The organism is Cryobacterium sp. W22_MBD10_FK3 (assembly GCF_052113745.1).
Taxonomy (GTDB): domain Bacteria; phylum Actinomycetota; class Actinomycetes; order Actinomycetales; family Microbacteriaceae; genus Cryobacterium.
Genome location: NZ_JBGQOH010000006.1, coordinates 144,227 through 158,041 on the forward strand (window position 1 = coordinate 144,227; position 13,815 = coordinate 158,041).

At 71.7% G+C, this 13,815-nt stretch carries 16 protein-coding genes and 1 pseudogene; 11 read left to right on the forward strand and 6 right to left on the reverse strand.

Going from position 1 to position 13,815, the window contains the following annotated elements; all coding sequences use genetic code 11:
• Positions 1–10 precede the first annotated feature (10 nt).
• The 6 genes and pseudogenes from ACEN2M_RS08775 (at position 11) to ACEN2M_RS08800 (ending at position 5,313) form a co-directional block, all read left to right on the forward strand.
• A complete protein-coding gene (locus ACEN2M_RS08775; RefSeq protein ID WP_441647734.1) occupies positions 11–1,663 on the forward strand; it encodes a 5-oxoprolinase/urea amidolyase family protein in 1,653 nt (550 codons plus the stop codon).
• Complete coding sequence (locus ACEN2M_RS08780) at positions 1,660–3,402, forward strand: acetyl/propionyl/methylcrotonyl-CoA carboxylase subunit alpha (RefSeq protein ID WP_441647735.1); 1,743 nt, start codon at positions 1,660–1,662, stop codon at positions 3,400–3,402. Before ACEN2M_RS08775 ends, ACEN2M_RS08780 begins: the two co-directional genes overlap by 4 nt.
• Positions 3,403–3,825: 423 nt before the next feature.
• Positions 3,826–4,164 carry a TraR/DksA family transcriptional regulator gene (locus ACEN2M_RS08785; protein ID WP_441647736.1) on the forward strand — a complete coding sequence of 113 codons (339 nt, stop codon included), beginning with the start codon at positions 3,826–3,828 and terminating at the stop codon, positions 4,162–4,164.
• A gap of 10 nt (positions 4,165–4,174) precedes the next feature.
• On the forward strand, positions 4,175–4,708 hold the full coding sequence (locus ACEN2M_RS08790) for a hypothetical protein (RefSeq protein ID WP_441647737.1): 534 nt from the start codon (positions 4,175–4,177) through the stop codon (positions 4,706–4,708).
• A 104-nt stretch (positions 4,709–4,812) separates the two neighbouring features.
• Positions 4,813–4,896 (forward strand): annotated as a pseudogene (locus tag ACEN2M_RS08795) (helix-turn-helix domain-containing protein); the annotation flags it as partial.
• Between the two features lie 6 nt (positions 4,897–4,902).
• Positions 4,903–5,313 carry a TetR family transcriptional regulator C-terminal domain-containing protein gene (locus tag ACEN2M_RS08800; RefSeq protein ID WP_441647738.1) on the forward strand — a complete coding sequence of 137 codons (411 nt, stop codon included), beginning with the start codon at positions 4,903–4,905 and terminating at the stop codon, positions 5,311–5,313.
• Positions 5,314–5,321: 8 nt separating this feature from the next.
• On the opposite strand, the gene ACEN2M_RS08805 is transcribed toward ACEN2M_RS08800, so the two are convergent.
• Together ACEN2M_RS08805 and ACEN2M_RS08810 are read right to left on the reverse strand one after the other, a co-directional pair.
• Positions 5,322–5,771, reverse strand: coding sequence for a VOC family protein (locus tag ACEN2M_RS08805; RefSeq protein WP_441647739.1), 450 nt, complete (start codon positions 5,769–5,771; stop codon positions 5,322–5,324).
• A gap of 181 nt (positions 5,772–5,952) precedes the next feature.
• The gene (locus tag ACEN2M_RS08810) at positions 5,953–6,333 is read right to left on the reverse strand and encodes a DUF2255 family protein (RefSeq protein ID WP_441647740.1); all 381 of its coding nucleotides are present in this window, start codon (positions 6,331–6,333) and stop codon (positions 5,953–5,955) included.
• A gap of 147 nt (positions 6,334–6,480) precedes the next feature.
• Between ACEN2M_RS08810 and ACEN2M_RS08815 the strand changes: the two genes are divergently transcribed.
• Positions 6,481–7,599, forward strand: coding sequence for a DNA alkylation repair protein (locus ACEN2M_RS08815; RefSeq protein WP_441647741.1), 1,119 nt, complete (start codon positions 6,481–6,483; stop codon positions 7,597–7,599).
• On the opposite strand, the gene ACEN2M_RS08820 is transcribed toward ACEN2M_RS08815, so the two are convergent.
• Positions 7,596–8,705 (reverse strand): zinc-binding alcohol dehydrogenase family protein, encoded by a 1,110-nt coding sequence (locus tag ACEN2M_RS08820; RefSeq protein WP_441647742.1) that lies wholly within the window; start codon positions 8,703–8,705, stop codon positions 7,596–7,598. The genes ACEN2M_RS08815 and ACEN2M_RS08820 overlap by 4 nt on opposite strands.
• 101 nt (positions 8,706–8,806) lie before the next feature.
• Between ACEN2M_RS08820 and ACEN2M_RS08825 the strand changes: the two genes are divergently transcribed.
• From ACEN2M_RS08825 to ACEN2M_RS08835, 3 genes are all read left to right on the forward strand, one after another.
• Entirely contained in the window at positions 8,807–9,382 is a 576-nt protein-coding gene (locus ACEN2M_RS08825; protein ID WP_441647743.1) for a helix-turn-helix domain-containing protein, read from the forward strand.
• A gap of 61 nt (positions 9,383–9,443) precedes the next feature.
• The gene (locus tag ACEN2M_RS08830) at positions 9,444–10,082 is read left to right on the forward strand and encodes a TetR/AcrR family transcriptional regulator (protein ID WP_441647744.1); all 639 of its coding nucleotides are present in this window, start codon (positions 9,444–9,446) and stop codon (positions 10,080–10,082) included.
• Between the two features lie 7 nt (positions 10,083–10,089).
• Entirely contained in the window at positions 10,090–10,581 is a 492-nt protein-coding gene (locus ACEN2M_RS08835; protein ID WP_441647745.1) for an FBP domain-containing protein, read from the forward strand.
• Here the strand turns inward: ACEN2M_RS08835 and ACEN2M_RS08840 are convergent.
• The 3 genes from ACEN2M_RS08840 to ACEN2M_RS08850 all read right to left on the reverse strand — a co-directional run bounded on the left by ACEN2M_RS08840 (position 10,578) and on the right by ACEN2M_RS08850 (position 13,422).
• On the reverse strand, positions 10,578–11,447 hold the full coding sequence (locus ACEN2M_RS08840; protein ID WP_441647746.1) for an alpha/beta fold hydrolase: 870 nt from the start codon (positions 11,445–11,447) through the stop codon (positions 10,578–10,580). The genes ACEN2M_RS08835 and ACEN2M_RS08840 overlap by 4 nt on opposite strands.
• Before the next feature lie 8 nt (positions 11,448–11,455).
• Positions 11,456–12,553: a carboxylate-amine ligase gene (locus ACEN2M_RS08845; protein ID WP_441647747.1), complete on the reverse strand. Its 1,098-nt coding sequence runs from the start codon at positions 12,551–12,553 to the stop codon at positions 11,456–11,458.
• 68 nt (positions 12,554–12,621) lie between these two features.
• Positions 12,622–13,422 (reverse strand): isocitrate lyase/PEP mutase family protein, encoded by an 801-nt coding sequence (locus ACEN2M_RS08850; protein ID WP_441647748.1) that lies wholly within the window; start codon positions 13,420–13,422, stop codon positions 12,622–12,624.
• A gap of 123 nt (positions 13,423–13,545) precedes the next feature.
• On the opposite strand from ACEN2M_RS08850, the gene ACEN2M_RS08855 reads away from it, so the two are divergent.
• Positions 13,546–13,812 carry a hypothetical protein gene (locus ACEN2M_RS08855; protein ID WP_441647749.1) on the forward strand — a complete coding sequence of 89 codons (267 nt, stop codon included), beginning with the start codon at positions 13,546–13,548 and terminating at the stop codon, positions 13,810–13,812.
• Positions 13,813–13,815 lie beyond the last annotated feature (3 nt).

Consider the following 13,815-nt stretch of genomic DNA (forward strand, 5'->3'; position numbering starts at 1 on the left):
GCCAGCCAGCATGCGTTTTCTCCCGGTGCGCGACGACGCGCTCCTGATCGAACTCGACGATCTGGAGAGCACCCTCGCGCTGTTCGACTCGCTCAGCAGCGACCCCGTAACCGGCACCGGCGAGCTGATCCCCGGCGCCCGCACGCTGCTGGTGTTCTACCGGCCGAGCGCGGTGACGCCGGAGCAGATCGTGCGCGCCGCGCGCTCCCGCGACCTGGGCGGGCGCGTCGCCGGCGAGGGAACCCTCATCGAGATTCCGGTCACCTACGACGGCGAGGACCTCGACGAGGTCGCCGACCTGCTCGGCATCAGCGCCGCGGAGGTCGTGCGGCTGCACACCGGCCACGAGTACGCCGTGGGCTTCACCGGGTTCGCCCCGGGCTTCGCCTACCTCTCCGGGGGCCACCCCGCGCTGGACGTGCCGCGCCGCAGCTCACCGCGCACCCGCATTCCGGCCGGGTCGGTGGCCCTGGCCGGCACCTTCAGCGGCGTGTACCCGCGCGAAAGCCCCGGCGGCTGGCAGCTGATCGGCACCACCGAGGCCCGGATGTGGGACCTGTCCCGCGACCGGCCCGCCCTGCTGCTGCCCGGTGACAGGGTGCGCTTCACGGATGTGTCCGGCCGTCCCGTGCCGCGCTCCGTGCCGCGCACCGTGCCGGTGCCCACGGCGGAGACCGTGGCCGGTCCGGCCGCCGAGACCGAGGTCAGCCACGGAGTGGAGGTCCTCACCCCCGGACTGCTGACCCTGCTGCAGGACCTCGGCCGGCCCGGCTACGCCAGCATGGGCGTGTCTTCCTCCGGCGCCCTCGACGCGGTGTCGCTGCGGGAGGCCAATCGGCTGGTGGGCAACGCCACCCGGGTGGCCTGCCTCGAACTGACCTTCGGCGGGCTCCGGCTGCGCTCCCGCGGCGAGCAGGTTGTCGCCGTCGCCGGGGCACCGGCGCCGCTCAGCGTGATCACCCCGGCGGATGCCGACGGCCGCGGCGCCCGCACCCGCAGCGTGGGCTTCGGGCAGCCGTTCGCCCTGGCCGACGGCGAGGAGCTCGTCGTGGGCGCACCGACCACGGGCATCCGCAGCTATCTCGCCGTGCGCGGCGGCTTCGCCCTGGCGCCGGTGCTCGGCAGCCTGTCGACCGACGTTCTGGCCGGCCTCGGCCCTGACCCGGTGATCGCCGGCACCGTGCTGCCGGTCGCGGTGCCCTCCCGCGGCATCGCGGCGGTCGCCCTGCCCGGCCCGGCTGCGGGTGCGGTGGGCTCTGCCGTCGAGACGAGCGCCGAGGTGGTGCTCGATGTGGTGCTCGGCCCGCGCACCGACTGGTTCTCCTCCGACGCCGTCGCCTCGCTCACCGGCCAGAGCTGGTTGGTCAGCGCGCGGTCGAACCGGGTGGGGCTGCGCCTGGAGGGCGACTCGCTGACCCGGGTCGTCGATGCCGAACTGCCCAGCGAGGGCACCGTCTCCGGCGCGATCCAGATCCCGCCGAACGGGCAGCCCGTGCTCTTCCTCGCCGATCACCCGCTCACCGGCGGGTACCCGGTGATCGGCGCGGTCGCCACCCACCACCTGCCGCTCGCCGGCCAGCTTCCGCCGGGTGCGCGCATCCGGTTTCGACCCGTCGGCCCGTTCGCCGAATACTCCGCCGATGTGACCGAGGTGCAGCCATGAAGAAAGTCCTGATCGCCAACCGGGGCGAGATCGCCGTGCGCATCATCCGCGCCTGCGCCGACCGGGGCCTGGCCACCGTGGCCGTCTACGCCGACAGCGACGCGGATGCCCTGCATGTGCGGCTGGCGGGGGAGGCCTGGGGCCTGGACGGCGACAGCCCGGCGACCACCTACCTCGACGCCGAGAAGCTGATCGCCATCGCGGTGACGAGTGGCGCCGACGCCGTGCACCCCGGCTACGGGTTCCTCTCCGAGAGCGCCGCATTCGCCCGCCAGGTGACCGACGCCGGCCTCACCTGGATCGGCCCGAGCCCGGAGAGCATCGACCTGCTCGGCGACAAGATCGCCGCCCGCCAGCTCGCCGCCAGCGTGGGCGCACCGCTGGTGGCCGGCACGCCCGACCCGGTGGCCTCGGCGAGCGAGGCCGTGGCCTTCGCCGAGGAGCACGGCCTGCCCATCGTGATCAAGGCCGCCTTCGGTGGCGGCGGCCGCGGCATGCGGGTGGCCCGCAGCCTGGACGAGGTGGCCGAACAGTTCGACGCCGCGGTGCGCGAGGCCGTGACCGCCTTCGGTCGCGGCGAGTGCTTCGTGGAGCAGTTTCTCGACGCGCCCCGGCACGTGGAGGTGCAGGTGCTCGCCGACGCCCACGGCAATGTCGTGGTGCTCGGCACCCGGGACTGCTCGCTGCAGCGGCGCAACCAGAAACTCGTCGAGGAGGCCCCCGCGCCGTTCCTCACCGACGAGCAGCGCGAGCGCCTGCACCGCTCGGCCGCCGACATCTGCGCCGCCGCGAAGTACCGGGGCGTCGCGACGGTGGAATACCTGCTCAGCGTGGACGGCACCATCTCGTTCCTCGAGGTGAACACCCGGCTGCAGGTGGAGCATCCGGTCACCGAGGAGACCACGGGCGTGGACATCGTGGCCGAGCAGCTGCGCATCGCCGAGGGCCTGCCGTTGTCGGTCACGGCCACCCCGGCGCCCACCGGGCACTCGATCGAATTCCGGATCAACGCAGAGGATGCCGCGCGCGGGTTCCTGCCCACGCCCGGCACCATCACCCGCTTCGAGGCCCCGACCGGCCCCGGCATCCGGGTCGACTCGGGCGTCGCAACCGGCACCGTGGTCTCCGGCCGGTTCGACTCCATGCTGGCCAAGCTCATCGTGACCGGGCCGACGCGCGAGATCGCCATCCGCCGCGCCCGGCGGGCCCTGGACGAGTTCGTGCTCGAGGGCATCGCCACGGTGCTCCCGTTCGACAAGGCGGTGCTCCGCGACGACGACTTCGTCAACGGGGAGGTCCTGAACGTGCACACCCAGTGGATCGAGACGACCTTCGCCGAGCGGATTCCCGCCGAGGCGCTCCGCCCCGAGCCTGAAGACGCCGGTGTCAGCAGCAGCTGGATCGAGATCGACGGGGTGCGGCACACGCTGCGGATGCCCGCCGGCGCCCTGGCCGTCGGCGCGCTGTCCGGCGCGCTGTCCGGTGTTCCGTCCGGCGCATCCGCTGCAGATACGGCCACCGGCATCCCCGAGCCCGGCGTCGTCGCACCGATGGCCGGAACCCTGATCACCTGGCTGGTCGAGGACGGCAGCGCCGTGGCGGCGGGCGACCCCGTCGTGGTGCTGGAGGCCATGAAGATGGAGACCACCATCACGGCAACCAGCGCGGGCACGCTGCACCACACATCCGCGCCCGGCGACGCCGTGGCCGCGGGGGAGCGACTAGCCACCCTCGACTAGCAAGATCCCCCGACCCCACCCGCCCCGCTAGCCCCCGCCAACCTCTGCCAGTCCAGGCAGTCCATGACTGGCCCACTTTCGCTAGTGCGGGCACCCGTTCCACTAGCAAATGTGGGCCAGTCATGGCGCGGTGGGGTGCCGGGCGGAGGCCAACTTGCCTTTCCTGTGGCGCGGGCTATGGTGAGGCTATGCCCACGCCTCGAACGTTCACCGGATGCGCTCCGCGCACCCCGGTCGGTGCGGGCGCCAGCAATGCCACGGGTGTCGCGTTGACGCGCCACCTCGACTTCGCAGGATGTGTTGTGCTCTTCTGCTCTCTCACGCGCGCGCCACCGCACTGACCCCCAAGGTATTCGGTCAGTTCGGCCGGCAGTAGCGCGTCGCAGTTGCGGCGCGTTTTTCGTTTAACGCGTAGGAGTAACCATGATCACCCAGCCTTCCCTGTCCCGTGCCACCCGTGGCCGCCGGATCGACGTCGACGCCTTTCGTCGCATTCTCCAGAACCAGCTTCGCGAGCGGGAAGCCCTCATCGGGGAACTGGACCCGCGCGCGGCACCCCACCTCGACGTCGTGGCCTGGTCGACGACCCAGTCCAGCAAGCGAGTCGTCGGCCAGATCACCCGGGCCCTGGGGCGCATCGCCGCGGGGACCTTCGGTACCTGCACCGGATGCTTCGAGCCCATCGCGAAGGACCGCCTGGCGGTCGTGCCGCACGCCGAGTTGTGCGTGACCTGCCAGGGCCGCGCAGAGCAGGCGCCGTAGTGACGGCGGCGTGGCTGCGGGTCAGACCGTGACCACGTCGGCCGTCGTGCTGCTCGGCGACGCCCTCGACTGTCTGGGGGCGCTGCAGGCCGAACCGGCCGTCGTGCTGCCGCACGCGGCCGGCGGTCGGCACGCGCAGACGGTGGTGATGGGGCTGAACGGTGCCGCCGCCACGTCGCGGCGGGCTCTGCGCACGTTGCTGCGGCACCGGGCGCAGGCGTGTATCTCCGTCTGCCTGCAGCGGCCGACGCTTCGACACCTCATCGTGGTGGTCGACGCGGCGCCGACGATCGCGGAGGATGACGTGCTCACCCTCTGCGACGAAGCCGCAGAGACAACTCATCGCCGGATCGAGCAGGACTGCGGGGCCTACGTCATCGTCACGTTTGTCGTCGTGACCGGGTGCGAGAACCCGGAGCTGCTGGCACGTCGGCTTCTCGGTCGAGCCGGCCAGATTCCGGCCTCCGATGCGCACGGGGTGGTGAATTGGCGGGAGGTCGCCCAGGCCGCCATTCAAGACCTCACCGCCGACCACTACCTGTGACCCGTGACGGTGTATCGGTGCTGCAGCAGGGATGGGCACGCACGCAAATGAGGGATAGCCGGCTGTCGGCACGAACATCGCGTGAATAGAATGCGCATGGCCTCCGCGCGGTCAGCGCCGACAAGATCATCGAGCGCGCCGGCATCACCAAGGTCACCTTCTACCGGCACTTCCCCAGCAAAGACGACCTGATCGTGGCCTACCTCGAGCGCCGGGCCGCCTGGGAGAGGGGCGCGGTCCTGGGCGCGAGCGAGGCGGCACACGGCAACGTCGACGAGACGATCCGCCTGGTCTCCGAGGGCATCGGCCGGGAGGCCTGCACGCCGGGGTTCCGCGGCTGCCCGTTCATCAACGCCGCCGCCGAATACGCGGATGCGGATCATCCGGTGCGCAAGGTCGTCGACGAACACCGCGCCTGGTTCCGGTCCATGCTGCAAAAGCTCACGGCCTCGATCGGGATCGACGATCCGACGGTGGCCGAAGAACTGATGATGTTGCGCGACGGCGCCATGGTCAGCGGCTACCTCGGCAACGCCGAGAAGGTCAGCGCCGCCCTGCTCTCCGCCAGCCGGGCGGTCATCGCGGCGCCCCGCACCGACGCCTGACCCGGTTGCTACGGGGCCGGATGCCCCGCCCGCGCGGCGTCGCCGTCGGGGGTGGCGTCGGCAAGCACCTGCAGGTAGTGCGGGTTGGTCATCACTCCGAGCACGTTGCCGAACGGGTCGACCACCGCGGCGGTCGTGAAGCCCTCGCCGCGCTCCCGGATGTCTTCGCGCAGGGTGGCGCCGAGCTCCAGGAGCCGGTCGAGGGCCACCCGCACATCGTCGACGTGCCAGTTGAGCACGGCGCCACCCGGCGCATCCGCCGACGGCTCTGGGGCGTAGCGGGCGTCGATCAGGCCGAGCTCGTGGCCGTAGTCACCGACCCGCCACTCCACGTAGCCGGGCATGCGGAAGTAGGGCTCCATGCCCAGCAAATCGGTGTACCAGGCCGTGGCGGCGTCGTGGTCGGCCGCCCAATAGCTCACGTTGCTCATACCGCGCAGTGGGCCCGTGGTCGTCATCGATCCATTCCTCTCGTTGGTCGTGCCTCGCCGGGGAGTGTTCGTTGACACGGTACGAAGGGTGGTGCCCGGGCGCAATGGCGCTCGACGCTGCCGGCGGGCGGCCGGGCGAGTTCAGCTCCAGGTGCTCCCGCCAGCGCGCATCCCGGCCGCGTATCCCGGCCGCTCATCCCGGCCGCTCTCAGTCGGCGCGCGGCACCAACCGCAAGGTCGTGGCCTCGGCGTTCGGACCGGTGACGGTGCCCACGATGGCGGGCCCGTAGCGGTCGTACTTGGCGTGATAGGCGGCGTCGATCGCGGCGTGGGCCTCCGGGGCGGCGGCGGCGAAGGTGACATTCTTCTGCACCCCGCCGGCGCGGATGCGGCCGGTGCCACTGGTCGTGGCGCGCACGAACCACGGGTTGTCGGAGCCGTACGCGGAGCGGATGTAGATCTCGTCGCCGACGCGCACCACCCAGATGGTGACGTACGGGCGCAGGCTGCCGTCGGCGCGGGTGGAGGAGACCTGCAGTTCCTCGGCGGCGCCGATGCGGGTGAGGTCGTCGGCGGTCCAGTCGCTCATTCGGGAGCTCCATTCAGGTCGCGAGAGAGGGCGCACGGCCTACGGGTCGTGCGCCCTCGACGCTACCCACGGTCGGGCCCCGGCAACAGGCACGTGCGGCACGCGTGTGGCACGCTGGAGAGCCGCGAACCCACACTCTGGAGCCCCATGCCCTTCGCCGACGAACTCATTGGTGTTCCCACCGCGCGCGCCCTCGCGGCCGCCATTCAGGCCGCCGCCCCGCAGGCGCCGCTGGCCAATCTGCAGGCCGCCGCGGATGCGCTCGGGCCGCTCTCGCTGCGGGAGCGCAGCGACCTGCTGCGGGGCGCCCTGCTGGCCGACCTGCCCGGAGACTACGAGTCGTTCGCCGGCACCATCCGCGCTGCCGCCGCCGGCAGCGCGCCCTTCACCGGCTGGTTGATCTGGCCGGTGACCAGCGCCATCGCGGTGAAGGCCATCGAGGCCGGCACCGACGTGGCGTTCGACGACGGCATGCGGATGCTCGCCGAACTCACCCCGCGGCTCACCTCGGAGTTCGCCATCCGGCTGCTGCTCGCCCACGACCTGAACCGGGCGATGCAGTTCGTGCTGAGCTGGACCGGCTCGCCCGACCCGGATGTGCGCCGGCTGGCCTCGGAGGGCACCCGGCCGTTCCTGCCCTGGGCGATCCGGGTGCCGGCGATCCTGGCCGAACCCACCGTCACCCTGCCCGTGCTGCACGCGCTGTACCTGGACGAGAACGAGGTGGTGCGCCGCTCGGTGGCCAACCACCTCAACGACCTCAGCCGGCAACAGCCCGAGCTGGTCACCGCCACCACCGCGGCCTGGCTGGCCGAGCCCGATGAGAACACGGCCCAGCTGGTGCGGCACGCGCTCCGCACCCTGGTCAAGAAGGGCAACCCGCAGGCACTGGCGCAGCTGGGCTTCCACCCCGCCGAGGTGCACGTCACCGGTCCGGTGCTCGATTCCGAGTCCCTGGAATTCGGCGGCACGATCGGTTTCACGGTGGACATCCGCAACACTGGCACCGAGCCGACCCGGCTGGCCGTGGACTACGTGATGCACCACCAGAAGGCCAACGGCAGCCTCACCGGCAAGACCTTCAAGCTCACCACGGTGACCCTGGCGCCCGGCGAGACCGTGCAACTGAGCCGGTCGCACTCATTCCGGGCGATCACCACCCGGCGGTACCACCCGGGCGTGCACGCCCTCGAGGTGCAGGTGAACGGGGTGGCGTCGGGCCTGGCCCAGTTCATCCTGCTGCCGGATGCCGGGGCGGTCGGCTAGACCAGGCTCACCACGAGCTTGCGGGCCGACACTCCCCGGCGCAGGGCATCCAGCGCGGGCTGCACCTGCTCGAGTCCGACGCCCACGACCTCCGCCGCAGGCGCGAGCTGGTAGCGCCCGTCCGCGAGGGCGGTCGGCAGGTAGTCGGCCCAGAGCATCGGGCCGACCTCGTTGGTCATCAGGGAGCTGCCCCAGACGAACCTGGCCCGGATGCCGTGCACCAGGCAGCGGGCCTGCAGGGCGATGTTGCCGCCCACCAGCCGGGACATCGTGCGCAAGAAGTGCACGTTGACGCCCTGGATGCCGGCGAAAGACACCGACGGGCTCGCCATCGCCACCCGTTTGGCCCCGGTTGCGGCGGCGATGGTCACGGCCGGTTCGGCGGATCCGGTCCCCACGGCGAGCACGCCGGCCACGGTGCGGCCAGCCACCGCGGCCACGAGGTTGGGCACGGCGCTGGGGCTCGCGTAGTCGACGGCCAGGGCGGCGCCCAACCGGCGCATCCGGTCATGGTTGTGCGGAGAGGCCGTGGTCAGCACCTCGTAGCCGGCCGCCACGGCCAGCTGGATCGCGTTGCTGCCCACACTCGTGGCACCGCCCCACACCACCACGACCTGGCCGGTCGGCTGCGGCGTCACCGACGGATGCCGCAGGCCGAGCTGGTCCCGCTGGAACAGTGCGGAGGCCGCCGTCGAGATCCCCAGCGGGAGCACCACCGCGTCCTCGAAGCTCAGGTCGGGCGGCAGCGGCGCGGCGAGCTGCTCGCGAGCGACCGTGTAGTGCTGGAAGCCGCCCTCCGCCGCATGGTCGCGGCCCTTCTCCATGCCGACGGCGTAGGCCAGTACCCGGTCGCCCACCCGGAACCGGGTCACGGCGCTGCCCACCTCCACCACCTCGCCGGCGACATCCTCGCCGAGCACCGCGGGGTAGGGCAGCCAGCGGTACATGAAGTCGCCGGTGGACTGCTTGATGGTGTCGAGCGGGTTGACCGCGAGCGCCCGGTTGCGAATGACGATGTCGGTCGCGCCTGGTGCGGTGTACGGCGCCGGGCCCACGGTGAGGTCGGCGTAGCGCCCGGCGAGCCAGGCGGCGGTGTTGGTGGGCATCGGATCCTCCGGGACGGGTGCGATTGGTGACGACACGTGATGTCATCACTATAACGACAGTTCGTGTCATCAGTCACCCCGCCTCCAGGTACGCTGGGCAGATGAGTCGTTGGGCACCGGATGCAGCACTGCGGCTGGAGAGCGCCGCGCTCGAGCTCTTCGCCGAGCAGGGCTACGCCGCTACCACGGTGCCCCAGATCACGGCCAGGGCCGGCCTCACCACCCGCACCTTCTTCCGGCACTTCACCGACAAGCGCGAGGTGCTGTTCCTGCGCGACCGGGAGTTCCCCGTCGTCGTCGCCACCGTGCTCGCTGCTGCCCCGGCCGGGCTCACGCCGCTGGAGCTGGTCATGTTCGGTCTTGAGGCCGTGACCGCGGAGAACTTCGACCTGTGGCGGCCCGGCATGATCGTGCGCCGCAGCATCATCCACTCCGACGACAGGCTGCGTGAGCGGGAGCTGCTGAAGTCCGCGCGGCTCGCCGCCGCCATCGAGCTGGCCCTGGTCAACGAGGGGGTCGAGCCGGCTGCGGCCGCGCTGGTGGCGCCGTTCGGCGTGCTGGTCTTCGATGTCGCGCTCACCGACTGGCTGGACGCCGGTGCGGATGCCGCCCGCCCGCTGACCGAGGTGCTCCAGGGCACCCTCGTGCGCCTGCAGGCCCTGATGGCCCAGCCCTGATTTCCTCACCGCGATTTTCCTATAGTGTGTAGTTAATTGACTACAGACCATAGGAGTATTCGTGAAGCGTCCCGGACTCACCGAGGCCAAGTTGGTACGGGCCGCGGCCGACCTCGCCGACGAGGCCGGCCTGCCGGCCGTGACCGTGTCGGCCCTCGCCCGCCGCTTCGCCGTGCGCCCGGCGAGCATCTACTCGCACATCACCGGCCTCGACGGCCTGCTCGACCTCACCGCCGCCCTCGCCCTGCAGGAACTCGCCGACGCCCTGGCCGAGGCGCTGCCCGGCAAAGCCGGCCGGGAGGCCCTGTTCGCCTTCGCCGACACCCACCGCGACTACGCTCTCGCCCACCCCGGCCGCTGGCAGGCGGCGCAGCGGCGCGTCTCGGCCGAAGCTGCCGACGCTGCCGACGGCGGTGCGGGCCGGGTCATCGCCCGGGCGGCGCGGGCCATCGTGAGCGGCTACGGTCTCTCCCCGCACGACGAGGTCCACGCTGTGCGGTTGCTTGGCAGCGCCATCAACGGCTTCGTCACGCTCGAGTCCGGCGGCGGGTTCGACCATTCGGAGCCAGCCGCGGCCGTGAGCTGGGCCCGCGTGCTCGACGCCATCGACACGTCACTGCGGAACTGGCCCAGGGCCGATCTGGACCAGCCCGGCCCGCAGCATCCCGACCCGCAGCATCCCGACCACATCACCGATTGAGACCCGCATGCTCCCGCTCGACACCAGCACCATCAAGGCCACCTTCGTGAACGCCTCCCGCAAGGTCGTCGCCGACATCACCCTGCCGGCCGACCTGAACACCATCGACTGGGCCCAGCTGGACTACCTCGGCTGGATCGACCCCAAGATGAAGCGGCGCTCCTACGCCGTCGTTCCCGTCGACGGCGAACCTGTCGGCATCGTGCTGCGGCAAGCGGATGCGTCCCCGCCCCGACGCGCCCAGTGCTCGTGGTGCCGCGATGTGAAACTGCCCAACGACGTGGTGCTCTACAGCGCCCAGCGGGCCGGGGCGGCCGGCCGCAACGGCGACACCGTCGCCATCTGGATCTGCGCGGAGTTCCAGTGCTCCGTGAACGTGCGGAAGCTCCCGTCCATGGCCTACATCGGCTTCGATGTGGACGCCGCCCGCCAGGAGCGGATCAGCATGCTGCAGGAGCGGTCCGCGGGTTTCGTCACGGAGATCCTGGCCCCGAGCTAGGCCGCCGCCGCGCCGTCGGGATAGAAACCGGCCAGGGCCGCCGCGAACGCGGCGGGCTGCTCCACCCACGGGTAGTGCCCGGCGTCGGCGATGCTCACGGCCCGGCCGTCGGAGAAGAGCCCGGCCAGCGCCAGCACCGGGGCGTGCCCGGTGAGCCCGTCTGCGGCGCCCGCGACGATCAGCACCGGGCAGTGCACCTGCGCCAGGCCGTCGACGATGCCGGTGGGGTCGGCATCCGCGAAGAAGCTGTCTTGCGCCGCCGGGTGCCAGGCGCCCGTCGCCTCGTGCTGCTGGGCCGCCGGCGTCCACCGCGCCCACGCGATCGGGGCGAGGTAGGGAAAGAGATGGTTGAGGTCGGAGGCGCTCTTCGCGGCCGTGGCCGCCAGCCGGTGCGCCACGTAGTCGGCGTACCAGGACTCATCGCGGTGGGCGGCGATGATGCCCGGACTGTCGTCGGGGGTGGCCAGGATCCACTGTGCCGGCGGGGTGATCAGACACAGGCTGGTCAGGCGCTGCGGGTAGCGGGCGGCGTAGGACAGCGCCACCCTGGTGCCGGCCGAGTGGCCGAGCAGCTCGATCTCGGGCAGGTCCAGATGGCGGCGGAGCGCCTCCACGTCGTCGGCGAGTTCCGGCCAGGTCGCGGCCGCCGCGGTGGGAGACGGCGGCGAATCACCCACGCCACGCTGGTGCAGAAGCACGAGGGTGCGGGTGCTGCTGAGCCCGGCCAGATCGCCCAGGTAGACCGGATGGCGGGCAGGCCCGCCGGCCAGCACGATCACCGGTGGGCGGGCGTCCGCACCGGGCGCCGCGCGGCCGAGCAGGTCGTAGTGCAGGGCGGTGCCGTCGTGGCTGGCGAAGGTGGGCATGGTTCACCCTAGCCACCGGAGATTTCTCCTCGGGTGAACGACGATTCGAGCAAGCCGCGCAGCCCGGAAAGCCCGCCGTGGTGGAAGGCCCGCTGCTGTTGCCTGGCGCCGGTGCCCGCCCGCTCCAGACGTTCGAGCAGGGCGGTGACACGCGGCCCGTCGCCGGCCTGGTGCAGCGCTTCGTCGACCTGGCGGAGCAGAGTGGCCACGACCGCGCGGGCCGGCTCGAGCGTGCGCGTGGTCGGATCGAGCAGCTCTCCGCGCAGGCCGTCGCGCGAGGCCTGCCACAACGCCGCATCGAGCAGCTCGGGCTCCACATCGAGCGGGCGGGTGCCCCGTTCGGCGTCGGCCAGGGCGGTGACGACGAGCGCGCGAGTGAGGGCCGCCAGCAGCAGGGTGGGCGCCAGGTCGAGTTGGGCGTCGGCCACCCGCACCTCAACGGTGGGATGCAGCTCGGAGAGCCGGGCGTACCAGGCCACGGTGGCCGTATCGACGGTGCCGCCCACCCCGACCAGCCGGCGGATGCGCCGGTCGTAGTCGTTCGCGTCGGCGAACGCCGGCGGGCACCCCGTCGTGGCCCACCGCCGCATGATCACCGCCCGCCAGGAGTCGAAACCGGTGCTGCGGCCCCGCCAGAACGGCGAATTTCCAGTGAGGGCCAACAGGGTGGGCAACCACACCCGCACGGCGTTGAGCGCCCGCACCCCGGCCTCGCGGTTCGGCACGCCCACGTGCACGTGGGTGGCGCAGATCTGGTGGTCGCGCACCACCCCGCGCACGCCCGATCCGATCCGGTGGTACCGGGGTGCGTCGGTGAGGGTGGGTGCCGGATGCGCGTCGAACGGCGTGCCGGCGCCGACCGCCAGCACGCCGTGGGCGTGGGCGGTCGACGCGAGGTCGGCCCGAAACTTGTGCAGGTCGGCCTCCGCCTCGGCCAGATCGGTGAAGACCGCGGTGGCCCGTTCCAGCTGGGAGGCGAGGAACTCGTGGGTCACGGCGCCCCGCCCCGGGTCGAGGTCGGTCAGGACGCTGTCGGCGAGGCTGGCCGGCCGCAGCGTGCGCGGTTCCACGAGGAAGTACTCCTCCTCGATGCCAAACGTCGTCATGCTCGCTCCCGGTCCGCAGGTCGTGCACGGAGCATCCTGTCACCGGCGCGCGGTGTGGGAAACCTGCCTCAGAGGGTGAACGGGAAGCCGAGGTCCTCGGGGTAGTCGCCCAGCGCGGTGAGGGTGGCGGCAGCGCGCTGCAGGGCGGCCAGGGCCAGGCCGAGCGTGCCGGGGCCGAAGCTCACCCTGGAGACACCGAGTTCGGCCAGGCGGGTCAGCGGCACCGCGCCGGGGTGCCCGATCACGGAGATGCGGCCGTTCACCTCGTCGAGGGCCCGTTTCACGGTGTCTTCGTCGTTCAGCCCGAGGAAGAAGATCACGTCGGCACCGGCACCGAGGTAGGCGTTGGCGCGTTCAACGGCCTCGGCCCAGTCGCCGCCGCCGGCGAGGGTGTCGACACGGGCGTTGATCACCAGGGGCACCCCGGCCGCGTCCGCTCCCTCGCGCGCAGCGGCCACCCGGGCGGCCGCGGTGGCGATGTCGAACTGCGGCGCCTTCGCGGCGCCCACGGAGTCCTCGAGGTTGATGCCGGCGGCGCCGGCCTCCTCGATCAGGCGACGGACGTTCCGGGCCACACCGGCGGCATCCGCGGCGTAGCCCTTCTCGAAGTCGATCGACACCGGCAGCTCGGTGGCGCCGGTGATGATGCGGGCGGCGATGATGGCCTCGTCGACGCTGAGGCCCTCGCCGTCCTGCAGGCCGCGCACATTGGACACCGAGTGTGACGCGCTGGCCAGGGCCTTCACGCCGGGGGCTTCGGAGACGATCTTGGCGGTGATCGCGTCCCACACATTGGTGACGATGAGCGGCGTCCCCGGCACGTGCAGCGAGTTGAGAAGTTCGGCTTTCTGGATCAGTGAGGTAGTCATCGTCCTAGTGTGCCGCGGACTCCGGCCCAAAGGCTGGGGGATTTCAGACAATGACGTATCGGTGCCGCCTGTATACACATGCAGGCTTTGGCCCTAGCCTGAGGTGCGACCGAGGGAGGCGTGATGCAGGCTCATACCCTCACCGTCGGCGCGCGCCAGTTTCGGCTGCGCACGTCGAGCGACGTGACCGCGCTCGCCGCCGCGCTCACGATTGCCGTGCAGCAGGGCGGCGGGATGGTCAGCCTGCCCGTCGTCGGCGACGTGAGCGTGGAGGTGCTCGTGTCACCCGGTGTCAGCGTGGTGCTGGAGACCTACGAGGTTGACCCGCGCGCCGTGCTCGAACCTGTCGTGTCGTCGCCCTGGGTGGCCATCGACGACCTCGAATACTGAGCC